Source organism: Streptomyces sp. NPDC059832, from assembly GCF_042731715.1.
In the GTDB taxonomy this organism is placed as follows: Bacteria; Actinomycetota; Actinomycetes; order Streptomycetales; family Streptomycetaceae; genus Streptomyces.
Map to the genome: position 1 here is coordinate 21,579 of NZ_JBHWIY010000004.1, position 25,085 is coordinate 46,663.

The window sequence follows — 25,085 nt, forward strand, 5'->3', positions numbered from 1 at the left end:
TCCGGTCCGGGTTGGGGGCGGGGCTCCGCCCCCAACCCTCGCCGGGTCATGCCTGGCGGCGGACTTCCACCATCCGGAAGCGGTTGGACACGAAGGCTCCGTCGCACAGCGCCGCGTTCGCTGCCGGGTTGCCGCCCGAGCCGTGGAAGTCGGAGAAGGCCGCGGTCTGGTTGACGTACACCCCGCCGGTCAGATTCAGCGACAGCTGGGCCGATTCGTCCAGGCAGACGTCTTCCACCGCGCGTTCCACCTCCGGTGAGGTGGTGTACGCGCCGACCGTCATCGCGCCCTGGTCGCGCACCGTGCGGCGAAGCAGCTCAACGGCGTCGGCCGTCGAGTCGACCGCTACCGCGAAGGCGACCGGGCCGAAGCACTCCGACAGGAAGTGCTCCTCGTCGTCCGGCTTGGTGGCGTCCAGCTTGACGACGGTGGGGGTGCGGACCACGGCGTCGGGGAATTCCGGGTTGGCCACCTCGCGGGAGGGCAGGGCGACCTCGCCCAGATCCGCGGCGGCTTCCAGACGGGCCTTCACATCGGGGTTGACCAGGGCGCCGAGCAGTGCGTTCGCCCGGGTGTCGTCGCCCAGCAGGCCGGTGACGGCGGCGGCGATGTCGGCGACCACTTCGTCGTACGTCTTCTCGCCGGCGTCGGTGGTGATGCCGTCCCGGGGGATCAGCAGATTCTGCGGGGTCGTGCACATCTGGCCGCTGTACAGGGAGAGGGAGAACGCCAGGTTGGACAGCATGCCGCGGTAGTCGTCCGTGGAGTCGAGGACGATCGTGTTGACGCCGGCCTTCTCCGTGTAGACCTGGGCCTGGCGGGCGTGGGTCTCCAGCCAGTCGCCGAAGGCGGTGGACCCGGTGTAGTCGATGATCTTGATTTCGGGGCGGAGGGCAAGCGTCTTCGCGATGCCTTCGCCCGGTCGCTCGGCGGCCAGGGCGACCAGGTTGGGATCGAAGCCGGCTTCGGCGAGCACCTCGCGGGCCAGCTGCACCGTGAGCGCGAGCGGAAGCACGGCGCGTGGGTGCGGCTTGACCAGGACGGGATTGCCGGTGGCCAGGGAGGCGAAGAGGCCGGGGTAGCCGTTCCACGTGGGGAAGGTGTTGCAGCCGATCAGCAGCGAGAGGCCGCGTGGCGCCGCGGTGAACGACTTCTGCAGCTGGAGCGGGTCGCGCTTGCCCTGCGGCTTGGACCAGTCGGCGCTCCGCGGGGTGCGGATCTGCTCCTCGTACGCGTACGCCACCGCCTCCAGGCCGCGGTCCTGGGCGTGCGGGCCGCCCGCCTGGAACGCCATCATGAAGGCCTGGCCGCTGGTGTGCATCACGGCGTGAGCGAACTCGTGGGTCCTGGCGCTGATCCGCGCGAGGATCTCCAGACAGACCAGGGCCCTGGTCTCGGGGCCCGCCGCACGCCAGGCGGGCATGCCCGCGCGCATCGCCGGAAGCAGGACGTCCAGGTCGGCGTGCGGATATTCGACGCCGAGCTCCGGCCCGTACGGAGAGACCTCCCCGCCCGTCCAGCCGTCGGTGCCGGGCTGGCCGAGGTCGAGCCGGGTGTTCAGCACGGCGTCGAAGGCGGCCTTGCCCTCGGCGGCGCTCAGGCTGCCGGTGGCGCCGCCCTCGCCGTATGCCTTCGGATGCTCGGGGTGCGGGGACCAGTAGGCACGCGTACGGATCGCGTCGAGGGCCTGGTCGAGCGTGGGGCGGTGCTTCTCGGACAGCAGGTGCGGGGAGAGCTCGGCGGCCATGACGGACCAACTCCTCATCGAGCTGGGCAGGGACGGGCGGACAGAGTTAGAGTAACCGAACGATCGGTCGGGACAAGGGGGCCCGCCAAACCTGTGGACAACTCGTAGGGGAGGATCGCGGACATGACCACGGCCAAGCGGGACACGTACACCCCGGAGACTCTGCTCACCGTTGCCGTCCGTGTCTTCAACGAGCGCGGCTACGACGGCACGTCCATGGAGCACCTTTCCAAGGCGGCGGGCATCTCCAAGTCGTCCATCTACCACCATGTCGCGGGCAAGGAGGAGCTCCTGCGCCGCGCGGTCAGCCGGGCGCTGGACGGGCTCTTCGGAATTCTCGACGAGCCGGGGGCGACGCGGGGGCGTGCGATCGAGCGGGTCGAGTACGTCACCCGGCGCACCGTCGACGTGCTGATAGCCGAGCTGCCCTACGTCACGCTGTTGCTGCGCGTACGGGGCAATACGAAGACGGAGCGCTGGGCCATGGAGCGGCGGCGCGAGTTCGACCAGCGGGTGACCGATCTGCTCAAGGCGGCGGTCGCGGACGGTGACCTCCGCTCCGACGTGGACATACGGCTGGTGACCCGGCTGCTCTTCGGAATGGTCAACTCCCTGGTGGAGTGGTACCGGCCGCTGCCCGACGGCGGAGTCGACGGGGAGCGGCTGGCGGACACGCTCGTTCGCGTGGCCTTCGAGGGGATGCGGTCCAGCCGTTGAACCGTTGACGGCCGCACAAGGAATCCCGGTCCTGACCCGGATTCCTGGCGCCGCTGCGGGACAGCCCTCAGGTGAGCTCGGTGGGCCTGTCCGGGCCCGGGGCCAGGTCCGTCTCCTCGAACACCAGGAGCGTGCGGGTGGAGAGCACCTCCGGGATGGCCTGGATCCTCGTCAGTACCAGCTCGCGCAACGACCTGTTGTCCCGGGTGTGCACCAGCAGCAGGACGTCGAAGTCGCCGCTGACCAGCGCGATATGAGTCGCCCCTGGCAATGCCTGGAGCTGCTCGCGCACCGTGCGCCAGGAATTCTGGACGATCTTGAGAGTGATGTACGCGGAGGCTCCCTGCCCCGCCCGCTCGTGGTCCACCCGCGCGCTGAAGCCACGGATCACGCCGTCGTCGATGAGCCGGTTGATCCGGGCATAGGCGTTGGCCCGGGACACATGGACCCGATCGGCCACCGACCGTATCGAGGCGCGGCCGTCCGTCTGGAGCAGTCGCAGGATGCGGCGATCGATGGCGTCGAGCGGGCGCGCGGGCAGAACCTGGCCCGGGTCCTCGCCCCCGTCGGCCATTTGTTCAGCTGACATGTGCCCCCGCCTCCCTGTCCTGGACGACCTGTCTCCATCCCAGGCTGTGGAGAACCGTTTGTCCACAGGCTGAAGGTGCCTGTAGCCAAAATGCGCTCACGACCGAACAATCGGTAGGTGAGGCACACCACATCCGTGCCTCGGCAGCGCTCGACATTTCGATGTATTTCGACACCCCTCGGCACCGGACGATCCCCCGATGCCGACAGACGCCGCTCGAAACCCCTCGATGCCAGGAGGTGCTTGTCATGACGGTCCAAGAGCTGCCCGGCGCGGCCGCTTACCGGCCCACGCCGCCCCCGGCCTGGAAGCCGCTCACCGATCCCGCGCCGCTGCTCCCGGACCCCGAGCCGTACCGCGTGCTCGGTACGGATGCCGTGGCCGATGCCGACCCCGAGCTGCTGCTGCGGCTCTATGCGGAGCTGGTCCGCGGCCGGAGGTACAACGCGCAGGCCACCGCCCTCACCAAGCAGGGCCGGCTCGCCGTCTACCCGTCGAGCACGGGCCAGGAGGCCTGCGAGATAGCGGCCGCGCTGGTGCTGGAGGAGCGGGACTGGCTCTTTCCCAGCTACCGGGACACGCTCGCGGCGGTGGCGCGAGGCCTGGACCCGGTCGAGGCACTGACCCTGCTGCGTGGCGACCGGCACACCGGTTACGACCCGCGTGAGCACCGCATCGCACCGCTCTGTACCCCCCTCGCCACCCAGTTGCCGCATGCCGTCGGGCTGGCACACGCGGCGCGCCTCCAGGGCGACGACGTGGTGGCGCTCGCCATGGTCGGTGACGGCGGGACCAGCGAGGGCGATTTCCACGAGGCGCTGAACTTCGCGGCCGTCTGGCGTGCCCCGGTCGTCTTTCTCGTGCAGAACAACGGCTTCGCCATCTCCGTACCGCTGGCGAAGCAGACTGCCGCGCCGTCCCTGGCGCACAAGGCCGTGGGGTACGGGATGCCGGGCCGGCTGGTGGACGGGAACGACGCGGCCGCGGTGCACCAGGTCCTGGGCGAGGCGGTGGCGCGGGCCCGCCGCGGTGGCGGGCCGACGCTCGTCGAGGCGGTGACGTACCGCATGGATGCCCATACGAACGCCGACGACGCCACTCGCTACCGCGTCGACAGCGAGGTGGAGGCCTGGCGTGCGCATGACCCGATCCAGCTTCTTGAGCGGGAGCTGACCGGGCGGGGGCTGCTCGGCGACGACGGGATCGAGGAGGCGCGCGTGGCCGCGGAGCGGATGGCAGCCGCTCTGCGCGATCGGATGAACGCCGATCCGGTGCTTGACCCGATGGATCTGTTCTCCCATGTCTACGCGGAACAGACCGCACAACTGCGGGAGCAGGCAGCACGGTTGCGTGTCGAACTGGACGCCGAGCAGGACCAGCACGGCCATGAAGACGTGGAGGAAGGGCGATGACCACCGCAGCGGCGACGGCCGGAGAGCGGACGGCGAAGGCCAAACCCGCCACGATGGCGCAGGCACTCGGGCGCGCGCTGCGCGACTCGATGGAACAGGACCCGACGGTGCACGTTCTCGGCGAGGACGTCGGCACGCTCGGCGGGGTCTTCCGGATCACCGACGGGCTGGCGAAGGAGTTCGGCGAGGACCGGTGCACGGACACGCCGCTGGCCGAGGCGGGCATCCTCGGGGCGGCCGTGGGCATGGCGATGTACGGGCTGCGGCCCGTGGTGGAGATGCAGTTCGACGCCTTCGCCTATCCGGCGTTCGAGCAGCTCATCAGCCATGTCGCGAAGATGCGGAACCGGACGGCCGGCGCCATGCCGCTGCCGATCACGGTCCGGGTGCCGTACGGCGGCGGGATCGGCGGGGTCGAGCACCACAGCGACTCCTCGGAGGCCTACTACATGGCGACACCTGGCCTCCATGTCGTCACGCCCGCCACGGTCGAGGACGCGTACGGGCTGCTGAGGGCCTCGATCGCCTCCGACGATCCGGTGGTGTTCCTGGAGCCGAAGCGGCTCTACTGGTCGAAGTCGGACTGGTCGCCCGACGCGCCGGTGGCGGTGGAGCCGATCGGCCGGGCCGTCGTCCGCCGGCCCGGCCGCAGCGCCACGCTGATCACGTACGGGCCTTCGCTGCCCGTCTGTATGGAGGCGGCGGAAGCGGCCGTCGAAGAGGGCTGGGACCTGGAGGTCGTGGACCTGCGCTCGTTGGTGCCGTTCGACGACGAGACCGTTGCCGCTTCCGTCCGGCGTACGGGGCGTGCCGTCGTCGTCCATGAGTCCTCCGGTTTCGGCGGTCCGGGCGGTGAGATCGCGGCCCGGGTCACCGAGCGCTGCTTCCACCACCTGGAGGCGCCGGTGCTGCGGGTCGCCGGGTTCGACATTCCGTATCCGCCGCCGATGCAGGAGAAGCACCACCTCCCGGGCGTGGACCGGGTGCTGGACGCGGTCGCCCGCTTGCAGTGGGAGGCGGAGAGCTGATGCCCCAGGTACTCGAATTCAAGTTGCCGGACCTCGGCGAGGGGCTCACCGAGGCGGAGATCGTGCGCTGGCTGGTGGAGGTCGGCGATGTCGTCGCCATCGACCAGCCGGTCGTCGAGGTCGAGACGGCCAAGGCGATGGTGGAGGTGCCGTGCCCGTACGGGGGCGTGGTGACCGCACGGTTCGGCGAAGAAGGCTCGGAACTACCGGTCGGTGCACCTCTGTTGACGGTGGCGGTCGCGGTGGGATCGGCGCAGCCGGTGGGGTCGGTCGAAGGCGCGGACGAGGGGGCGGACGAGGGAGCAGGGTCCGCTTCGCGTGGGTCCGGGGCCGGTGAGGTGGAGGCGTCCGGCAATGTGCTGGTCGGATACGGGACGGGTGCGCCGGTGGCGCGCCGTCGGCGGGTCCGTCCCGCAGCCGTGACCGCGACTGTTCCCGCACGGGCACCTGTGGCTCCGGCGCCGGTTCCCGATCCCGTGCCGGATGCGGTGCCGGGGCCGGTGGCGGTCGTCTCCCCGCTGGTACGGAAGCTGGCGCGGCAGCATGAGCTTGATCTGCGGCAGCTGGCGGGCTCCGGACCGGACGGGCTGATCCTGCGGGCCGATGTCGAATCCGCGATCAGGGCGCTGGCAGAGGGAAGGGCCGCTCCCCTGGTGGCCCCGGTCCCGACGCCGGGGGCCGTGGCGGAGTCCGTGGCGGTAACGGAGTCGGTTCCGGAGTCGGTTTCGGGATTGGTGCGGGGATCGGCTTCCGGGGTGGTGGGGCAGTCGCTGACGGCGGCGAGACCGGCCGCACATCGGATTCCGTTGCGCGGTGTACGGGGCGCGGTGGCCGACAAGCTGGCGCGCAGCCGGCGGGAGATCCCCGACGCCACGTGCTGGGTCGATGCCGATGCCACCGAGCTGATGGCGGCCAGATCCGCGATGAACAGCGCCGGTGGTTCGGCTGCCGGCCCCAAGGTGTCGGTGCTGGCCCTGCTGGCTCGTATCTGCACCGCGGCGCTGGCCCGGTTCCCCGAGCTCAACTCCACGGTGGACCTGGAGGCGCGGGAGATCGTGCGGTTGCCGGAGGTCCATCTCGGGTTCGCGGCGCAGACCGAGCGGGGCCTGGTCGTCCCCGTCGTGCGGGACGCACAGGCCAGGAACGCCGAGTCGATCGGGGCCGAGATCCTCCGGCTGACCGAGGCGGCGCGGGCCGGGCGGCTGACCCCGGCGGAGCTGACCGGGGGCACGTTCACACTGAACAACTACGGGGTGTTCGGAGTCGACGGATCGACCCCGATCATCAACCACCCCGAGGCGGCGATGCTGGGCGTCGGCCGGATCGTGCCCAAGCCCTGGGTGCACCGGGGAGAGCTGGCCGTGCGCCAGGTGGTCCAGCTCTCGTTGACCTTCGACCACCGGGTCTGCGACGGCGGCACGGCGGGCGGCTTCCTGCGCTACATAGCCGACTGCGTGGAACAACCGGCGGTGCTGCTGCGCTCGTTGTAGGCGAGAACAGGCGTGGGCTCCCGTTTCCTCCCCTCGCTCGATCCGGCCGATCGGCTCGATCACCGACCGGGAGGATCAACGGGAGCCCGCGGCCCGCATACTCGGATGCATGACCGCGTATGAAGCCATCGTCCTGGCCGGAGGGGCCGCCAAGCGGCTCGGCGGTGCCGACAAGCCCGGGATCCGGGTCGGTGGCCGTGCGCTGATCGACCGGGTGCTCGCGGCCTGCGCCGACGCCTCGGTGACGGTGGTGGTGGGCGGGCGCCGGTCCACCGTGCGGCCGGTGATCTGGACGCGCGAAGAGCCTCGGGGCGGCGGTCCGTTGGCCGCGCTCGACGCCGGGGTTCGGCGGACCACGGCGGAACGGGTTCTCGTGCTCTCCGCCGACCTGCCGTTTCTCGGGGCGGGCACTGTCGAAGCGCTCCTGGCCGCCGCCGGGGAAGGGCAGCGGGACGGGGCTCTGTGCATCGATCAGCAGGGTCGCGACCAGCCTCTCGTCGCCGTCTACCGTGCCGAACCACTGCGCCGTGAGCTCGCGCTGCTCGCCGCCGAGCACGGCGGTCTGTCCGGGCTCCCCCTGCGTCTGCTGGCACAGGAACTCGACCTTGCCCGGGTGGAGGCCGATCCTCTCGCCTCCTTCGACTGCGACACCTGGGAGGACATTGCGTCGGCCCGAGCCCGTATCAGAGAGCATGGGACCGTGCTGGATGAATGGATCACCGCAGTCAAGAACGAACTCGGCATCGAACTCGACGTCGACACCGATGTCCTGCTCGATCTCGCCCGTGACGCCGCCCACGGCGTCGCCCGGCCCGCCGCGCCGCTGACGACCTTCCTGGTCGGGTACGCGGCGGCCAAGGCAAGCAGTGAAGGAGGCGGCGACGGCGACGGTGCCACGGCGGTGGCCGAGGCCGCCCGGAAGGCTGCTGCGCTCGCCCTTCGCTGGGCGGACGAGAACGAGACGCAATGACCATCCGTAACGGCGAGTCCGATCGGCCTCCGGCTGCGAATACCGCATCGATGGGCGTCGGGGCCTCGGCGGCCGGATCGCCCTCGGCGGCCGGCGCACGTTCGGAGGCCGGCGCACGTTTGGCGGTCGGCGCACACTCGGCCGACTCGTCTGTGGACGTCGAGCATGAGTCACCCGTCGGCTCGCCTTCGGTCGTCGGCGCGTCTTCGGTTGTTGGTTCGTCTTCGGTTGTTGGTCCGTCCTCGCCCGTCGGATCGCGTCCGCCCGTCGGCTCGCGTTCGGAGGACGACCTTCCCCGGAGCGGGGAGCGGTGTCCGACTCCGGGAGAGGTGCGGGCGGCCGAGGAGGACCGGGCCGTTGAGCAGGCCCCCGCTCTGGTCGGGCGACAGTCGTCCGGTGAACCTCACCCCGTGAGTGGGTCCCATGCCGAGAGGCAGCCGCACTCCATGGGCCGGCCTCGCCTCGCGGACGAACCCGCGGCAGCACCCCGTTCGCTGACCCTGGACCGGAGCCCCGACGCGGCCCCCGGGCATGACCGGCACACGGACAAGCACACGCACGCAGACACGGACAAGCACACGCACACAGACACGGACAAGCACACGGGCACGGACATGGGCAGGCATCGGCACAGGCATGCAGCCTCCTGGCGGGAGGCGCGTGCGCTCGCCGTTCGGTCCGGGCGTGCCGTTGCGGTCCGGGCCAGCCGTCTCTCCCTCGACCAGGCGCTCGGGCACGTACTCGCCGAGCCGCTCGTCGCGCTCACCGATCTGCCGTCCTTCGACACCTCTGCCATGGACGGCTGGGTCGTCTCCGGACCGGGGCCGTGGAACATCCGCGAGGCCACCGGGGCCGGAGACAAGAAGAGGGCCGATGCCGGCTCAACCCGGGATCCGGGCATCCTCGCCGGGCGGAGCGCCCCCGCCACGCTTGCCGACGGAGATGCCGTACGGATCGCCACCGGCGCCCGCATCCCGGTGGATGCCAACGCCGTGATCCGCAGCGAGCACGCTCGCGTGGACGAGGCCAGGGGGCTGCTCCACGCGAAGCATCGGGTGCTGCCCGGCCAGGACATCAGGCCCCGTGGTCAGGAGTGCCGTGCCGGCGATCAGCTCGTGCCCGCCGGAGCGCTGGTGACGCCCGCCGTTCTCGGTCTGGGCGCCGCGGCCGGGTACGACACGCTCGCCGTGGTGCCTCGTCCTCGTGTCGACGTCCTCGTTCTCGGTGACGAACTGCTGACCGGCGGTCTGCCGCACGACGGGCTGATCCGTGACGCGCTCGGCCCGATGATCGGCCCCTGGCTGCGCACGCTGGGTGCCGAGGTCTCGGCCCCGCAGCGCCTCGGCGACGACGCGGCGGCCTTGCGGCGCGCGCTCACCACCTCCGATGCCGATCTGGTCATCACCACCGGTGGAACGGCTGCGGGCCCCGTCGATCATGTCCACCCGGTCCTTGCCGAGATCGGCGCCGAGCTGCTGGTCGACGGAGTCGCCGTCCGACCCGGCCACCCGATGCTGCTGGCCCGGCTCAGGAAGGCGGACTCGGCGGCGAGGTCATCGGAGCGCCGGGGTGAGGCGCGGGGCGAGGGCCCGTATCTCGTCGGGCTGCCGGGCAATCCCCTGGCCGCCGTCTCCGGGCTCCTCACACTCGCCGAGCCTCTGCTCCGCGGGCTGGCGGGCCGGGAGCCGGAGGCGCCGTACCGGGCCCTCGTACGCGACGAGGTGCACGGGCACCCGCATGACACCCGTCTGGTGCCCGTCATCCACCGAGCGGGCGGCGCTGCCGAGAGGCCAGGCGGCGGATACAGCGGGTACGGGGACGGCAGCGGATACAGCGACGGCAGTGGGGGAACCGGTAGCGGTGCCGAGCGCGTCGTACCGCTGCATTACAACGGTCCGGCGATGCTCCGCGGGATCGCTGCCGCTGACGGGCTGGCCGTCGTACCGCCGGGCGGGGTACGGTCCGGCACCGAGGTGGAGATCCTCGATCTACCGTGGGCCTCGGCGATGCCGTGGACGGAAGGGTGTTTCACGTGAAACTTCCCGGCCACGATGCGATGGCCAGGCGCGCGGACGAGCATGTCCTACCCACACGGGTGCTGCTCCCGCGCAGGGTGGTCAACGGTCCGGCGCGGCAGGTCGCCAAGCGGCTGATGATGGCGCTTCTGGTGCTGGCCGCAACGGTGTTGATCGTCTGGTTGGACCGCGGCGGATACCACGATGCCGCCGATGGCCGGGTCGATCTGCTGGACGCGGTGTACTACGCGACGGTCACCCTCTCCACCACCGGCTACGGAGACATCACCCCGTACGGGGACGGCGCCCGGCTCACCAATGTGGTGCTCGTGACACCACTGCGGGTGCTCTTCCTGATCATCCTGGTCGGCACCACTCTTGAGGTCCTTACCGAACGGACCCGGGAGGACTTTCGACTGAAGCGTTGGAGAGCCAACTTGCGTGATCACACCGTTGTCGTCGGCTTCGGGACGAAGGGCCGTTCGGCCATCCAGACCTTGTGTGCCACCGGCCTGAAGAAGGAACAGATCGTCATCGTCGACCCGGCGACCAAGGTGATCGAGATCGCCAACGCCGAGGGGTTCGTCGGCGTGGTCGGTGATGCGACGCGCAGCGAGGTGCTGTTGCGGGCCGAGCTCCAGAAGGCGCGTCAGATCATCATTGCCACCCAGCGGGACGACACGGCGGTTCTGGTGGCGCTGACGGCCCGGCAGCTCAATCGCGGGGCGAAGATCGTCGCGGCGGTGCGCGAGGAGGAGAACGCCCCGTTGCTCCGGCAGTCCGGCGCCGACGCGGTGATCACCAGTGCCAGTGCGGCGGGCCGGCTGCTGGGCCTCTCTGTCCTCAGCCCCAGCGCGGGCACGGTGATGGAGGACCTGATCCAGCAGGGCAGCGGACTCGATCTCGTCGAACGGCCGGTGATAAAGGCCGAGGTGGGCAAGAGCGTCCGGGAGACCGATGATCTCGTGGTCAGCGTGCTGCGGGGACATCGACTGCTGGGTTACGACGATCCGGCGGCCAGTCCGCTCCAGTTGACGGACCGTTTGATCACCATCGTGCGCGCCTCGAACGAGTTGCCGCCGGACACCCCGTCCATGGGCACCCCGCGCCTGCGCGACTGATCCAGGGCGGTACTCGCACGGCCGGTCCCACGCAGCGCCCGCGCGGCTGGTGTCAGGGGCTTCCGCGCGGCTGATCCGATCCCGGGCGGCGTCCTTCATGGTCCTTCATCTGCCACGGAGTAGCCTCGCCGCCATGTATGCGATCACGATCCCTGAGCCTGGCGGTCCCGAGGCACTTGTCTGGGCCGAGGTGCCCGATCCGGTAGCCGGTGAGGGCGAGGTCCTAGTCGATGTCGTGTCCAGCGCGGTCAATCGCGCCGATGTGTTGCAGCGGCAGGGGTTCTACAGCCCGCCGCCCGGCGCGTCCCCGTACCCCGGCCTCGAATGCTCGGGCCGGATCTCGGCGATCGGGCCCGGTGTCACCGGCTGGTCGGTCGGCGACGAGGTGTGCGCGCTGCTCGCGGGCGGCGGATACGCGGAGAAGGTCGTCGTGCCCGCCGGGCAGCTGCTGCCCGTGCCGGACGGCGTCGAGCCGGTTCTGGCCGCGGCGCTGCCCGAGGTGACGGCCACGGTCTGGTCCAACGTCTTCATGGTGGCCCATCTGCGCCCCGGCGAGACGCTGCTGGTGCACGGCGGGTCCAGCGGCATCGGCACGATGGCGATCCAGCTCGCCAAGGCCGTGGGCGCGCGGGTCGCGGTCACCGCCGGGGGGCCGGAGAAGCTGGCGCGCTGCGCGGAGCTCGGGGCCGACATCCTGATCGACTACCGGGAGCAGGACTTCGTCGAGGAACTGCGCAAGGCGACCGACGGGGCCGGTGCGGATGTCATTCTCGACATCGTCGGCGCGAAGTACCTGGACCGGAACGTGAAGGCGCTCGCAGTCAACGGCAGGCTGGCCATCATCGGCCTTCAGGGGGGCGTCAAGGGCGAGCTGAATCTGAGCGCCCTGCTGAACAAGCGGGCCGCCATCACCGCGACCTCGCTGCGCGGCCGCCCGCTCGCCGAGAAGGCCGCCATCGTCGCCGCCGTGCGCGAGCATGTCTGGCCGCTGATCGCCGATGGCGTGGTGCGGCCGATCGTGGACCGCACGGTGCCGATGCCGGACGCCGCCGAGGCCCACCGGGTACTGGAGTCCAGCGCGCACATCGGGAAGGTGCTGCTGCAGGCTCCTGCGGGCTGACGCCCCGGCCCGGCCCCTGCCCGCCTCGCCCCTGCCCGACCCACCACGCGGAGAGGCCCGGCGCACAGGTCGTGGACCATGTGTGCCGGGCCTCGGTGTTTTTCGTGGTCAGGGGCGTACACACCAGGGATATCGGAGGTGCGGGACCGAGGGACCGGAAGGACCGGGCGACTAGAGGTACGGGCCCGACCTGATGGCCCCGTGCGGGTCCCCGCTGCCGTCCTCGTCCTCGTGCGCGCTGCCCGGCGGAAGGGCGCGGCGCATCTGCTCCAGCTGGGCCCGAGCGGCCATCTGCTGGGCGAAGAGCGCCGTCTGGATGCCGTGGAAAAGGCCCTCCAGCCAGCCCACCAACTGGGCTTGCGCGATCCGGAGTTCCGCCTCGGAGGGCACCGACTCCTCGGTGAACGGCAGGGAAAGGCGCTCCAGCTCCTCCACCAGCTCCGGCGCGAGGCCGTCCTCCAGCTCCTTCACGGAACTGGCGTGGATCTCCTTGAGCCTGACCCGGCTCGCCTCGTCGAGAGGAGCCGCCCTGACCTCCTCCAGGAGCTGCTTGATCATGCTGCCGATGCGCATGACCTTTGCGGGCTGCTCGACCATCTCCGTCACCGGGACCTCACGCGATTCGTCGTCAGTGCCACCGCCGCCGATCGCCATGCCGTCCTGCCCCACCACGAGGACTTGGGGGTGCTCCTGCGACCGTTCATTCCTCGGCATCTCCATGGCGCCATTGTCTCGCACACCTGCCGTACAACACCGTGGTGCCCCCGCAAACGGTTGATCCACCGTTTCCGAGGGCACCGAGTCAGCCGGTCAGCCCACCGCCGACATCGACCGCACCGCCGACATCGACCGCACCGGCGACTACGCCCGTACCGCCCCCGCCGACGGCGACATCACTCGGCCCTCCGGGCCAGCGCGAGGCGGGAGCGGGTGAGTGCCGTCGCGAGCAGACCGGCCAGCAGCGGGACGCCCACGACGAGCAGGCCGAGGGTCGTCCAGGGCAGCACGATCGGTGTGTACGCCGACTCCGTGGGTTCCAGCCGCATCATGTGCAGCGCCTCGCTCAGATCGACCATCCGCAGTGCCACGGCGGGCACCAGTCCCGCCAGAGTGCCGAGCACCACACCCGTGAGTGCCACCACCACGCACTGGAAGCCGGACAGCTTCCGCCGCACGCTCGGGGGCGCACCCACCGCGCTGAGCGTGTTGAGATCGGCCTCCGCGTCCGCCTTGGCGAGGCCCGTCGTGATCGCGGCGGCGCCCAGCGTCACCATTCCGGCGAACAGGGTCAGGATCAGCAGCATGGAGTCGTCGGTTCGGCCGGGGCCGGATTCGTACTGCGTCCAGATGCCGCCGCCGGCCTGCTCGATCGCGCCGTAGGTCCGCTGTTCCTCGGCGCCCGTCGGCGTGTGGGTCACCGCGTACACGCTTCCTCCCGCTTCGGTGTGCAGGCCGAGCCGTTCCGCGGTCCGCTGCGGCAGGATCATGTTGATCCCGGGGGTGGCGGCGTACTTCTCAGGTGCCACGTACACCTTCAGCCTGTCCGTGGCGGTGCGGGTGCTGCCCGGGTGCAGCTTCCGGTTCTGCTTGTCCTTCTTGCTGTAGCGGTGGACCGCCTTGACGGTGACCTCGCCGTTCTTCGCGAACACCTTGTTGAGCAGTACCGGTGTGCCGGCCGCCAGTGCCTTGGCGGCCGCGGGGTCGTCGAGCTTCACATAGGTGCTGAGCATGGCCTCGTCCGCCACGACGATGCTGCTCGCCTCGGTGTTGAAGAGGCCCGACGACATCAGCTCGACCAGGCAGGCGGGGGAATGCATCAGCTTCTTGTGCTCGTCGGCGGTGAGCCGCGCGGCGAGTTTCTTGGCTCCCTTGCCGGTGAGCGGGCAGGAGCTGGCCCGGTCGGCGGGCTTGACCAGTTCGAGCGAGCCGCAGTGGTTCTCCTCGTCGCCGTAGATGCCGCAGTCGCTGCCCGCCCAGACCCGTCGGAAGTCGGCGTGCCCCCCGGTGACGGCCATGTTCCGCTCGACGGCGGCCCGTGCCAGCGGGAGCCGGGCGGCAGCCTCGGCATCGGAGGAGGAGAGGACGACGGTCCCCTCGTTCAGCGAGGGGACGTAGTTGAACTCGGCCTCGGCCGTGGCGCTGGACATGTACGTGGCGATGGCCACCGAACCGGCGACGGCCGCCATCACGGCCGCGACCGCGGGAGCGGTACGGCCGCGGTTGCGGGCCGCGTCGCGCAGCGCCAGCCGGGGCGAGAGCGGTAGCCAGCGGGCGAGCCGCCCGAGGAAGCCGACGATCACCGGGATGCAGGCGAGCAGCCCGAGCTCGGCGGTCACCGAGCCGCCGGCGACCAGCGTCGAGTCCCCGTCGGTGCCGCCGTAGATGGCGACGGCGATACCGATGGCCAGTACGCAGGCGCCCAGAACGGGCAGCACCCGGGAGGAGCGGCGGACGCCGCGGCGGCCGGTGAGCGACTCCAGCACGGACTGCCTGCTTGCCACGATCGCCGGGGCGAACGCCGCCAGGAGACCGGTGATCAGGCCGATCACGGCGATGGCCAGCAGTTCCTTCGGGTTCAGGGCAAGAGAGACGAAGCGCTGCCCGGCCCACTCCTCGATCACGGGGCGGAACACAGCGGTGGCTCCCAGCCCGAGCACCACACCGGTCGCGGCTCCGATGCCGCCGAGCACCAGACCGCCGCCGAGCACCACGGCCCGGACGTGGCGTCTGTCCCCGCCGCAGGTGCCGAGGAGGCCGAGCTGGCGGCGGGAGCGGCGCGCGCCGACCGCGAAGGCCGGTCCGGCGAGCAGCACGATCTCCAGGACCGCCATGGCGACCACGGTGACGAGCGCAGCGCTCAGCGACCCGGAGTCCTCCGAATACGTCTCGCGGTTCTTCCTGGCCAGCGGGACCTCGGAGAGCGGCGGCGGGTCGAGGACGACCTGACGGGACTTGACGAGGATGCCCGACTTATTGGCCGCCATGACGTCCGGCCAGGTCACCCCTACCCCTTCGGGGCCCTTGACCAGCCAGTTCTTGGAGCCGACGTTCGGCGGCAGCACGTTCTTGTCGTGGTCGGCCCTGGCCTGCCACGGGGCGATGACCGCTCCCGGATCGGCGTACAGCGCCTCGGTGTTCAGCATGTCCGGCTGCTCGACCACGCCGGTGATCGTGTACTTCTCGCCGGAGTTGCGCACGGTGGTGGCCGAACCGATGTGCAGGCCGGTCGACTTCAGGAACGGCTCGGTGGCGGCTATCTCGTCCGGGCCGTGCGGGTAGTCACCGCGTACGAGGTCGATCTTGCCGCGGGCCAGCTTGTCCGATGTCCGGAACTCGTAGATCTCGGTGTTGGCGATGCCGTAGCCGGTGGTGACGCTCGCCGGGACGGACTGGATGCTGATCGCCCGCGAGCCCTTGGGGAACGTGGTGCTGATGTCGATCGACGGGCCGGTGTCGTCCACCGGCGCGTTCTCGTCGACCCGGTCGTACCTCTCCGCTTCGGGCATCTGCTCGATGGGGCCGATCTGCTGATCGCTGAAGAGCGCGTCGGCGGAACCCATCGCGGCGGTCAGCTGCTCGGCCGTGGTCGATGTCACGCTGCGGTACGTCACGTCGAGGGCGGTGACGCCGACCACGGGGGCGGCGATCATCGCGATCACCAGTGCGCTGCGGCCCTTGGACCGCATCGCGTCGCGCCGGGCTATCCGGAGGGCGGCGCGCCAGCCGGTGAAGACGCTCACTCGGCGGCCTCGGCGGCGAGGAGCGAGTGGACGTCGGCGTTGTCGGTGAGCGTCTGGTCGACGATCGAACCGTCCCGCAGGAACACGACCCGGTCCGCCCAGGCCGCGTACCGCGGCTCGTGCGTCACCATCACACCGGCCGCGCCCTGGTCGCAGCGGCTGCGCAGCAGGGCGAGCACCGTCTCGCCGGTCTCGGAGTCGAGCGCTCCGGTCGGTTCGTCGGCGAGCACCAGGCGCCGGTCCCCCACCAGCGCGCGGGCTATCGCGACACGCTGCTGCTGGCCGCCGGACATCTCGTCCGGGAACCGGTCGGCGACCTCCAGAAGCCTCATCTCCTCAAGCGCCGCCCGAGCCTCCTTGCGGGCCTTGCGGACGGAGATACCGTCGAGCTCGCGCGGCAGGGCGATGTTCTCGGCGGCGGTGAGGGCGGGGATGAGGTTGTAGTCCTGGAAGACGTAGCCGACGCTGCGGCGGCGCAGGGCGGCGATGCCCTTGCGGCCGAGCCCGGCGATGTCCTGGCCCTCGATGACGACCTGGCCGCTGGTCGCGGTGTCGAGACCGCCCGCGATGGTCAGCAGGGTGGACTTGCCGGAGCCGGACGGGCCCATCACGGCGACGAGTTCGCCGGCGCGCACGGAGAGGTCGATGCCGCGCAGGGCGTGCACCTCGGCTATGCCGGAGCCATGGGTGCGGGTGAGCGCCCGGAGTTCGAGCACCGGTTCACCGGCCGGTGTCGGCGAGCCGGCCGGTGCCGCGGATCGGGACGGGGCGTGCGAGGACATGGTGAGTGGTTCCCCCTCGGAACGGGTGTGAGTCGATGGGCCCGCGGTCTGTGGTTCCCGGCCAGCGGTTCGCCGTCTGCGGTTCGCGGTTCCCGGCCAGCGGTTCGCCGTCTGCGGTTCGCGGTCAGCGGCTTGGCGTCTGCGGCCAGCGGTTCGCCGGCTGCGGTTCGCGTCAGTGCCGGCTGCGCGGGCGGGCGGTGCGGGGCGCGGTGCGGCCGGTCGTACGGACCTCGGGTTCCGGCTCCGTGGCGGCGGCCTCGGCGAGGCGGACCAGCCGGGTCTCGCAGTGATCCAGCCAGCGTGTCTCGGCCTCCGCCTGGAAGATCAGCTGCTCCAGTACGAGCAGCCAGGCGACCTCGTCGCGGTTGGCCGGTACGTCGCTGAGCGACCGCGCCTTGAGGCGGGTGTAGTCCTGCATCGCCTTCAGGGTGTGGTGCCGCTGGGACTGGATGACGGCACGGATGTCGACCCCCGGTGCGCCGACCGCCATGGCGAGCTTGATGGCCAGCTCGTCACGGGGCGGGTTGCTGCGGTCGACGGGCGTCTCGAACCAGTTCCGCAGTTCGGTGCGTCCGTCGTCGGTGATCGCGTACAGGGCGTGCCCCTGGTCGTCCTCGTCGTCCTGGACGACCAGACCGTCACGCTCCAGCCGGCTCAGCGTCGTGTACACCTGGCCGACGTTGAGCGGCCAGGTGGAGCCGGTGCGCGATTCGAATTCGGTACGGAGCTGGGAGCCGTATCGGGGGCCCCGTTCCAGAAGGGCCAGCAGCCCGTGACGGATCGACATACTCAGTATGTATACCGAGTATGTTGCTCGGTGCAAATCTCCGCCGGGCGTGTGGGAGGCGGTGAGAGGCCCAGTTTGTGGGAGATCCGTGGAGGATCCGTGGAAGGCGTGGGCGGCTCAGTCCGGGCGGCGCATACGGAACGCCAGAAAGCCCAGTCCCAGCCCGATCAGTGTGATTCCCGCACCCAGCGACACCCGCTTCATCTGTTGAACGGCTGGCGCGTTCAGGGCCTGCGGCGAGAGCGGGCCGGTCCCGGGGGACGTGCTCGCCGCGGGTATCGCGGCCGGCGCGGGCCCCGGATCGGTCGCCGCGGGGGGCGGGTCGGGCCGCGGGCGCGAACTGTCCGCGCGCGCGAGCTCCCACGGCAAGAGCTGCCGTCCGGGGCGCAACCGCCCCTCCCCGGCCTCGCGCCCGGCGAGCGGGGGCTGCACCTCGGGCTGCGGCGGCTCCTCGTCGGAGCCGGGGTCCGAAGCGGAGTCGGGGTCGGAGTCCGAAGCGGACTCGGGGTCGGGGTCCGAAGCGGACTCGGGGTCGGAGTCGGACTCGGACTCGGACTCGGGGTCGGGGTCGGAGTCGGAGTCGGAGTCGGAGTCGGAGTCGGAGGTGGCCGGGGAGCCGGAGGGCGAGGCCGATGCCGGGCCGGAGGGGGAGCTGGAGGCCGGAGAGGAGGGGGCCGGGGATCCGGGAGGTGCGGGGGCGGCCGTTCCGCCGTCCGAGGGAACGGCCGTCGGTATGGCCGAGGGGGCGGCCGTAGGGGTGACCGGCTCCTCGTCCGACGGATCGGCACCGGGTATACCGGAAGGCCGGGCGGAGGCTCCGGCCGAGGTGTGCGGGGGCGGTGTTATCGGGGTGCTGAACGGGCCTATTGGCCGGTCGAGCGCGCGCTGGACGGCCTGCGTCCCGCCTGCCGCAGTCCCCAGCGCCGCACCCGCCGTCAATATCAGGCAGGCCACGCGCCTCGTGGGTCGTGAGGGGAGAAGTCCTGGAGCCATGGGGGCAGCGTCACATGTGACGGTATGTCCGGCATCTCGGACGCATGGCGCTCCGGGCGCCGCCCTCACTCGTGCCTCACCCGCGTGCGACGGCCCGTCATCCAACCCGCGCACGCACCGGCCCGTCACCTCAGCCGCCGCACGAGCCGTGCGGGTACGGGCCGCCGAAGTACGAGCCGCACGAGGCCGGGCAGGTCTGGACTCAGGCAGGGTCGCCCGTCGCGACGCGCAGTTCGAAGTGAGCGCCGGTCTTGTCCACGGCGGTGCCGGACGACGGGAACTGGTCGATGACCTGATCCTCCGCGTACGCGTTCCCGGGGACCTTGACCTTCTTGACGGTCCAGCCGGCCGCGTCCGCGCACGCCTTCGCGGAGAGGTAGTCCTTGTACAAGAACTTCGGCGCGTCCACCTTCTTCGGGTCGTCGCCGTCCTCCATCGCGTCCGTGCAGTCCTCCGTGTCCATCGTCCGGTTCCGCTCCGGATCCTTGTGCTCGCCCGCGGCCGGTGACTCGTTCGCGGTCGTGCCGCCCTTCGAGTCGTCGTTCTTCAGCGAGAGCACCGTGATCAGCCCGCCGATCGCGATCAGCGCGACCACGATCGAGCCCACGATCACCGGCATGTTCCGCTTGGAGCCGCCCCCGCCCGAGCCGGAGTGCGACTGCGTCCGGGTCTGGGGCGAGACCGTGTAGGGCGGCGGCGTCTGCTGCTGCATCGGGGCCTGGCTCTGGTACGCCTGGGCCGACTGCGGGTAGCCGTACGACGGTGCCGGCGTGGGGGCCTGGGTCGCCGGACCGTACGGGCCCGGCTGGGCGCCCGGCTGGTACGGGCCCGGCTGGTACGGCGTCTGGACGCTCTGGGGCATCCCGCCGGACTGGTCGACCGGCGGGAAGACCGCCGAGCCGACGCCCGAGCCGCTGTTCGCCGGGGCGCCGCCGCCCGCGATGATCACCGGCGCGCCCGTGGAGCCGCTCGCGGCCAGCACGCGGGCGATCTCGTCCTGCATCGCCGCCGCGCTCGGGAAGCGTTCGTTCGGGTTCTTCTTCAGCGCGCGGGCGACCAGCGCGTCCATCGCCGGGGTGATCGACCGGTTGATGGTGGAGGGCGCGACCGGCTCCTCCTGCACGTGCGCGTACGCGATGGCCAGCGGGGAGTCCGCGTCGAAGGGGATCCGCCCGGTCAGCAGCTGGAACAGCATGATGCCGACCGAGTACAGATCGGAGCGGGCGTCCACGCCGCGGCCCAGGGCCTGCTCGGGGGAGAGGTACTGCGGGGTGCCGACGACCATGCCGGTCTGCGTCATCGACGTGACGCCCGACTGCATGGCGCGGGCGATGCCGAAGTCCATGACCTTCACGACACCGCGCTTGGTCATCATCACGTTGCCGGGCTTGATGTCGCGGTGGACCAGACCCATTTCGTGGCTGGTGTCCAGCGCGGCCAGTACGTCGGACGTCACCTTCAGCGCCCGGTCGGCCGGCATCGCGCCGTGGTGCTGGATGTCCGCCTGGAGCACGGAGCCGAGCGGCTGCCCCTCCACGTACTCCATGACGATGTACGGCATCAGCGCGCCGCCGAGCTCGTCCTCGCCGGTGTCGAAGACCGAGACGATGTTGGTGTGCTGCAGTTTGGCAACGGCTTGCGCCTCGCGCCGGAAGCGTTCGCGGAAGGACTGCTCGCGGCCCAGCTCCGTATGCAATGTCTTGATTGCGACCTGTCGGTCCAGGGCGGTGTCGTACGCCAGGTATACGGACGCCATCCCGCCCTCGCCGAGCAGGTCGCGAAGCTGGTAGCGCCCGCCGGCGACGGAACCGCCCGCGTAGCGACCCTGAGCGCCGTGTGCGCCGTCCTGGCTCATGACTAGCTTCCCCCTCGGCGCGCGACTCACGCGATCATCCCTATTACGCGCCAAGTCTGCCCGAGGGGTACGACACGTCAAGCCAGGTGCCCGTTCCGTGACCCTACGCACAAGAAGCGTCTCGGAAGCGTTACAGGAACCGCATGAAATTTGCGTGGACGGCACGCCGGGCGGTTGGATAACCGGTCCCTCTCGGAAACGGTGCGTCCGAAAGAGGCTGTAGCGTGACGTGGCAATGCAGCTAGACACCGTGAGAACCCGCGGACGCGCGGACAGATACGACGGCGAGGACTGATGGCACCCGATTCCGAAGCAAACGGCGGCGGAGTTTCGGATGGCACCGACTCCTGGGGCATCGGCGGTGTCGTCGGTGACGGACGTTACCGGATGACCCACCGCCTCGGCCGGGGCGGCATGGCCGAGGTGTTCGCGGCCGAGGACGTCAGGCTGGGACGCACGGTCGCCGTGAAGCTCCTGCGCTCCGATCTCGCCGAGGACCCGGTCTCCAAGGCCCGGTTCACGCGCGAGGCGCAGTCGGTCGCCGGACTCAACCACCACGCGATCGTCGCCGTGTACGACTCCGGCGAGGACGTCGTGGGCGGGCAGACCGTCCCCTACATCGTGATGGAGCTGGTCGAGGGCCGCACCATCCGCGATCTGCTGATCAGCGCCGAGGCCCCGCCGCCCGAGCAGGCGCTGATCATCGTCTCCGGCGTGCTCGAAGCACTCGCGTACTCGCACCAGCACGGCATCGTGCACCGCGACATCAAGCCGGCCAACGTGATCATCACCAACTCCGGTGCGGTCAAGGTGATGGACTTCGGCATCGCCCGTGCGCTGCACGGCGCGCAGTCGACGATGACCCAGACCGGCATGGTCATGGGCACGCCGCAGTACCTCTCCCCCGAGCAGGCGCTGGGCAAGGCCGTCGACCACCGCTCCGACCTCTACGCCACCGGCTGCCTGCTGTACGAACTCCTGGCGCTGCGGCCCCCGTTCACGGGGGAGACGCCGCTGTCCGTCGTGTACCAGCACGTCCAGGACATTCCGGTCCCGCCGTCCGAGGTCCTGGACGCGGTGCCGCCGGAGCTGGACGGGCTGGTCATGCGCTCCCTCGCGAAGGACCCGGACGACCGGTTCCAGAGCGCCGAGGAGATGCGCGGCCTCATCCAGTACAGCCTCCAGATGCTTCAGGTGCAGGGCGGCCACACGGGTACGTGGAACACCGGTGCGGTCGCCATGCACGAAGGCGGGAACACCCCGTCCATGGGTGTCGCCGGGGCCACGATGGCGATGGGCCACCCGCATCACGGGGACACCTCGCAGGGTCCGATCCTGCCGCCGATGAACCCCGACGACGGCGGTTACGAGGGCGGGCACCAGGGCGGCGGCGGTCGCGGCAAGCTGTGGCTGTTCGTCGTGCTCGCGCTGATCGCGATCGGGGCGGGTGTCGCCATCGCGGTCAACGCCGCGAACGACACCGGTCCGACCCACGAGAAGAAGCCTGACAAGACCACCAGTTCGCCGTCCCCGTCGAAGACGTCGTCCGGGCCGAGCGACGAGAAGAGCCAGGAGACCCAGGCGCCGGAGAACTCCACCGGCAACCAGCAGGACACGCCGCCGCGGCAGAGCTACTCCCCGTCGACCACCCCGACCCAGCCGTCCGAACCACCGTCGAAGGAACCGTCCACCCCGGCCAACGGCAGCACCGGTACGGACACCGGCGGCACCACGGACACCGGCGGCACCGGTACGGACGGCGGTAGCACGGGTACGGACACCGGCAGTACCACGGACACCGGCGGCACCGGTACGGAGGGCGGCAGCACGGGTACGGAGGGCGGCAGTACGGGTACGGAGGGCGGCAGCGGCGCCACCACCGGTACATCCGCGGCGGCCGGGCCCGGTACGGGCACCACGTCCTGACCCGACCGACGGCCAAGCCACCGCCCCGGCGATGACCGGGCCCCGGCCCGTGAACGCCTCGCGCACCGGCCCGGCCGTCCACGGGCGGAATCACCCCGTGAACGCCTCGCGCACCGTCTCGTACTCGCGCGTCCACCAGACCGCCAGGGCCGACACCGCAGGGAACTGCGGGTCGGCCCTCCGGTCGTGCAGGCAGTACCGCCAGCGCAGTATCCAGAAGTCGTTGAGCCGCTCCCACCACACCCGGTGCACCGCCGCGGCCAGTTCCGCCGCCCCCGCCCCGGCCGCCTGCCGGTAGGCCCGCGCGTACGCCCGCACCTTCTCCAGCTCCAGCTTCCCGGCCGGCAGTACGAAGAAGATCGCTGCGGCCCGAACCGCCTCCTCCGCCCGTGGCTGGACGCCCAGCCGGTCCCAGTCGAGGATCGCGACCGGGTCCGTGCCCCGGTACAGGACGTTCAGCGGGTGGAAGTCGCCGTGCACCCACCCGGTGGCCGGGGCGTCGGGGGTGGGGGGCCTGCGGTCGGCGTGCTGTTCCAGCAGGGTGCGCCGCTCCAGGAGGCGGTGCTCGGCCAGTTCGTCGAAGGAGTCCCGGGGGCGGCGCCCGCGCGCGGCCGTCAGCAGGTCGTCGATCAGCGCGAAGGTGTCGGCGGGGTCGGGGCTCCGGTACCCGACCGACCGGTGCGCGAGCCCCGTGCCCGCCCCCATGACCTGTTCGAGCCCGGTGTGCACGGCCCCGAGCAGCGCCCCGAGCCGCTCCGACTGGGCGGTGCTGAGCTGGGCGCCCGCCCGGTGCAGCCCGTCCACCCACGGGTGCAGGGCGTAGCACCGGCCACCGATCTCCGTGACCGTGTCGCCCTCGGTGTCCTGCACGGGCGGGGCGACGGGCACGCCCAGCGACTGCAGCCGCTGGGTGGCGCGGTGCTGGCGGACGATCGTGGCGCGGTCACCGGTGGAGTCGTCGAGGTGGTGCTTGAGGAAGTAGGAGCCGCGGGTGGTGGAGACGCGGTAGCCGTGGTTGAGCAGACCCTTGGTGATGGGCTTGCAGCTCAGGGGTTCACCGGCGTCCGGATAGTGGCGCAGCACCTCGTTCACCGGGGGCACGGGCGGCCGTGGCACGGACGGGAACAGCACCCTGTCCACCGGGGACACCGGTGGAGCGGGCACGGACCGGAACAGCGCCTTGTCCACCGGGGACACGGGCTGAGCGGGCACGGACGGGAACAGCACCTCGCCGGCCGACGGAGCGGGCGGAAGGGTGACAAATGAGCGCGGCACTCACCAGATGTTAGATCACGCTGTGTGGCTGAATCGGCTGACTTGCGTCGAAGCCCAGAGTGTGCACGGAGACGAAGTGCGGTTCGATCCTGAGGTACGCCGGGTCGAAGGGTTCCCCGTTCACCCGGGCGGGACCGTCGCCGAAGAGCTCGCGCTGGCCGGGCGCCGGGCGCACGATCTCGGCGGTGCCGGTGAACTGCACGGCCCACAGACCGCCGTCGCTCCCCGGACCGCTCCCCGGACCGGCGGCGTCGAAGTTGTCCGCGCCGTACGCCACGACCGTGCCGTCGCATGCGTTGTGGTACCCGAAACCGCTGTGCATCCGCAGGACCACACGGCCGTCGATCACGACGTGGCGGGCCACCGACAGAAACGGGAGGGCACGCATGCTCGTCGCCAGCCGGCCGTAGCGGACGCGGCCGAGCAGTTCGATCGCCTGGAGTTCCTCGGAGGACATGGCCTCCACTCTCCGCCACCCGGGAGCTCGCAGAAAGAGGCCGCGGCCCCGGTTGGTCCGGGACCAAAGTCCCGAAGATCACCGGGGCGCGCGGCCCCTCGGGCTCTGCGCCTGGGTCGTCCCGGCCGCCCGGGGCGTGGTGCTCAGCGCTTCTCCGCCTGGAGCCTGGCCACGTACGCGGCGGCCTGCGAACGCCGCTCCATGCCCAGCTTGGAGAGCAGACTGGAGACATAGTTCTTGATCGTCTTCTCGGCGAGATGCAGCCGCTCGCCGATCACCCGGTTCGTCAGCCCCTCGCCGATCAGATCGAGGATCTTGCGTTCCTGGTCGGTGAGACCGGCGAGCTTGTCCTCGCCCCGGCCCTTCTTGCCGTCGCGCAGCCGCTCCAGCACCCGGGCGGTCGCCACGGGATCCAGCAGCGACTTCCCGGCCGCCACGTCGCGTACCGCGTTCAGCAGTTCGTTGCCCCGGATCGCCTTCAGCACATAGCCCGACGCACCCGCCATGATCGCGTCGAAGAGTGCCTCGTCGTCGGCGTACGAGGTGAGCATCAGGCATTTGATGTTGTCGTCCTGGGAACGGACCTCCCGGCAGACCTCCACCCCGCTCCCGTCCGGCAGCCGTACGTCGAGCACCGCCACATCGGGCCGGGTCGCGGGGATACGGACCAGCGCGTCCGCCGCGGTGCCGGCCTCGCCGACGACCTCGATGTCGTCCTCGGACGAGAGCAATTCATGGACTCCGCGTCGGACGACTTCGTGGTCGTCCAACAGAAAAACGGTGATTTTTCCTTGTTCGCGCACAAAACGCAGTCTCACACACTCACCTCTTCCCTGCCGCCGAACGGCGGGATAACGTGCCGTTGTTCCGGCGGCCTGCAAGGCTGTTACCAGTGCTGTGACCAGCGAGAGTTCCCGACTTTTTCGATTTACTTGGAAATCCAAGCAAAATCGCAGGTCAGATAGGGTTTCGCAGTTATGCGGCGTACTGGGTAACGTGCTTTTGGCAGGGCGCTCGCCGGGGCACCTGTCACGCCTGTTCCCGGACCGAGCGGCACCCAC

The 25,085-nt window shown here is 70.8% G+C and carries 20 protein-coding genes; 9 read left to right on the forward strand and 11 right to left on the reverse strand.

Annotated features, from left to right (window positions below):
- Positions 1-46: 46 nt before the first annotated feature.
- Positions 47-1,747 carry a phenylacetic acid degradation protein PaaN gene (gene paaN / locus ACFV8T_RS07965; protein WP_385325612.1) on the reverse strand — a complete coding sequence of 567 codons (1,701 nt, stop codon included), beginning with the start codon at positions 1,745-1,747 and terminating at the stop codon, positions 47-49.
- A 123-nt stretch (positions 1,748-1,870) separates the two neighbouring features.
- On the opposite strand from paaN, the gene ACFV8T_RS07970 reads away from it, so the two are divergent.
- Entirely contained in the window at positions 1,871-2,464 is a 594-nt protein-coding gene (locus ACFV8T_RS07970; RefSeq protein WP_356477364.1) for a TetR/AcrR family transcriptional regulator, read from the forward strand.
- Positions 2,465-2,531: 67 nt separating this feature from the next.
- Here ACFV8T_RS07970 and ACFV8T_RS07975 read toward each other — a convergent pair whose 3' ends face one another.
- Positions 2,532-3,038 carry an Lrp/AsnC family transcriptional regulator gene (locus ACFV8T_RS07975; protein WP_385326228.1) on the reverse strand — a complete coding sequence of 169 codons (507 nt, stop codon included), beginning with the start codon at positions 3,036-3,038 and terminating at the stop codon, positions 2,532-2,534.
- A gap of 263 nt (positions 3,039-3,301) precedes the next feature.
- Between ACFV8T_RS07975 and pdhA the strand changes: the two genes are divergently transcribed.
- The 7 genes from pdhA (at position 3,302) to ACFV8T_RS08010 (ending at position 12,209) form a co-directional block, all read left to right on the forward strand.
- A complete protein-coding gene (gene pdhA, locus ACFV8T_RS07980; RefSeq protein WP_385325614.1) occupies positions 3,302-4,465 on the forward strand; it encodes a pyruvate dehydrogenase (acetyl-transferring) E1 component subunit alpha in 1,164 nt (387 codons plus the stop codon).
- The gene (locus ACFV8T_RS07985; RefSeq protein WP_385325616.1) at positions 4,462-5,493 is read left to right on the forward strand and encodes an alpha-ketoacid dehydrogenase subunit beta; all 1,032 of its coding nucleotides are present in this window, start codon (positions 4,462-4,464) and stop codon (positions 5,491-5,493) included. The genes pdhA and ACFV8T_RS07985 overlap by 4 nt, the downstream gene beginning before the upstream one ends.
- Positions 5,493-6,983: a dihydrolipoamide acetyltransferase family protein gene (locus ACFV8T_RS07990; RefSeq protein ID WP_385325617.1), complete on the forward strand. Its 1,491-nt coding sequence runs from the start codon at positions 5,493-5,495 to the stop codon at positions 6,981-6,983. The genes ACFV8T_RS07985 and ACFV8T_RS07990 overlap by 1 nt, the downstream gene beginning before the upstream one ends.
- 109 nt (positions 6,984-7,092) lie before the next feature.
- The gene (locus tag ACFV8T_RS07995) at positions 7,093-7,953 is read left to right on the forward strand and encodes an NTP transferase domain-containing protein (protein ID WP_385325619.1); all 861 of its coding nucleotides are present in this window, start codon (positions 7,093-7,095) and stop codon (positions 7,951-7,953) included.
- 50 nt (positions 7,954-8,003) lie between these two features.
- The gene (locus tag ACFV8T_RS08000; protein WP_385326230.1) at positions 8,004-9,989 is read left to right on the forward strand and encodes a molybdopterin molybdotransferase MoeA; all 1,986 of its coding nucleotides are present in this window, start codon (positions 8,004-8,006) and stop codon (positions 9,987-9,989) included.
- Complete coding sequence (locus tag ACFV8T_RS08005; RefSeq protein ID WP_385325621.1) at positions 9,947-11,089, forward strand: potassium channel family protein; 1,143 nt, start codon at positions 9,947-9,949, stop codon at positions 11,087-11,089. The genes ACFV8T_RS08000 and ACFV8T_RS08005 overlap by 43 nt, the downstream gene beginning before the upstream one ends.
- Positions 11,090-11,222: 133 nt before the next feature.
- The gene (locus ACFV8T_RS08010) at positions 11,223-12,209 is read left to right on the forward strand and encodes an NAD(P)H-quinone oxidoreductase (RefSeq protein ID WP_385325623.1); all 987 of its coding nucleotides are present in this window, start codon (positions 11,223-11,225) and stop codon (positions 12,207-12,209) included.
- A gap of 171 nt (positions 12,210-12,380) precedes the next feature.
- Here the strand turns inward: ACFV8T_RS08010 and ACFV8T_RS08015 are convergent, their stop codons facing one another.
- The 6 genes from ACFV8T_RS08015 to ACFV8T_RS08040 all read right to left on the reverse strand — a co-directional run bounded on the left by ACFV8T_RS08015 (position 12,381) and on the right by ACFV8T_RS08040 (position 20,366).
- Positions 12,381-12,929, reverse strand: a complete 549-nt coding sequence (locus ACFV8T_RS08015) for a bacterial proteasome activator family protein (protein WP_323180131.1) — start codon at positions 12,927-12,929, stop codon at positions 12,381-12,383.
- A 173-nt stretch (positions 12,930-13,102) separates the two neighbouring features.
- Positions 13,103-15,949 (reverse strand): FtsX-like permease family protein, encoded by a 2,847-nt coding sequence (locus ACFV8T_RS08020; RefSeq protein ID WP_385325624.1) that lies wholly within the window; start codon positions 15,947-15,949, stop codon positions 13,103-13,105.
- The gene (locus tag ACFV8T_RS08025; protein WP_385325625.1) at positions 15,946-16,731 is read right to left on the reverse strand and encodes an ABC transporter ATP-binding protein; all 786 of its coding nucleotides are present in this window, start codon (positions 16,729-16,731) and stop codon (positions 15,946-15,948) included. The genes ACFV8T_RS08020 and ACFV8T_RS08025 overlap by 4 nt, the downstream gene beginning before the upstream one ends.
- A 172-nt stretch (positions 16,732-16,903) precedes the next feature.
- Positions 16,904-17,518: a PadR family transcriptional regulator gene (locus tag ACFV8T_RS08030; RefSeq protein ID WP_385325626.1), complete on the reverse strand. Its 615-nt coding sequence runs from the start codon at positions 17,516-17,518 to the stop codon at positions 16,904-16,906.
- Between the two features lie 117 nt (positions 17,519-17,635).
- Positions 17,636-18,472, reverse strand: coding sequence for a hypothetical protein (locus ACFV8T_RS08035; RefSeq protein WP_385325628.1), 837 nt, complete (start codon positions 18,470-18,472; stop codon positions 17,636-17,638).
- Positions 18,473-18,713: 241 nt separating this feature from the next.
- Positions 18,714-20,366 carry a protein kinase gene (locus ACFV8T_RS08040; RefSeq protein WP_385325630.1) on the reverse strand — a complete coding sequence of 551 codons (1,653 nt, stop codon included), beginning with the start codon at positions 20,364-20,366 and terminating at the stop codon, positions 18,714-18,716.
- Positions 20,367-20,660: 294 nt separating this feature from the next.
- On the opposite strand from ACFV8T_RS08040, the gene ACFV8T_RS08045 reads away from it, so the two are divergent.
- On the forward strand, positions 20,661-22,292 hold the full coding sequence (locus ACFV8T_RS08045) for a protein kinase (protein ID WP_385325631.1): 1,632 nt from the start codon (positions 20,661-20,663) through the stop codon (positions 22,290-22,292).
- Between the two features lie 90 nt (positions 22,293-22,382).
- Here the strand turns inward: ACFV8T_RS08045 and ACFV8T_RS08050 are convergent, their stop codons facing one another.
- From ACFV8T_RS08050 to ACFV8T_RS08060, 3 genes are all read right to left on the reverse strand, one after another.
- Positions 22,383-23,375 carry a phosphotransferase gene (locus ACFV8T_RS08050; RefSeq protein ID WP_385326232.1) on the reverse strand — a complete coding sequence of 331 codons (993 nt, stop codon included), beginning with the start codon at positions 23,373-23,375 and terminating at the stop codon, positions 22,383-22,385.
- Between the two features lie 202 nt (positions 23,376-23,577).
- The gene (locus ACFV8T_RS08055) at positions 23,578-24,024 is read right to left on the reverse strand and encodes a pyridoxamine 5'-phosphate oxidase family protein (RefSeq protein ID WP_385325632.1); all 447 of its coding nucleotides are present in this window, start codon (positions 24,022-24,024) and stop codon (positions 23,578-23,580) included.
- 143 nt (positions 24,025-24,167) lie between these two features.
- The gene (locus tag ACFV8T_RS08060) at positions 24,168-24,827 is read right to left on the reverse strand and encodes a response regulator transcription factor (protein WP_266425659.1); all 660 of its coding nucleotides are present in this window, start codon (positions 24,825-24,827) and stop codon (positions 24,168-24,170) included.
- Positions 24,828-25,085: the final 258 nt, after the last annotated feature.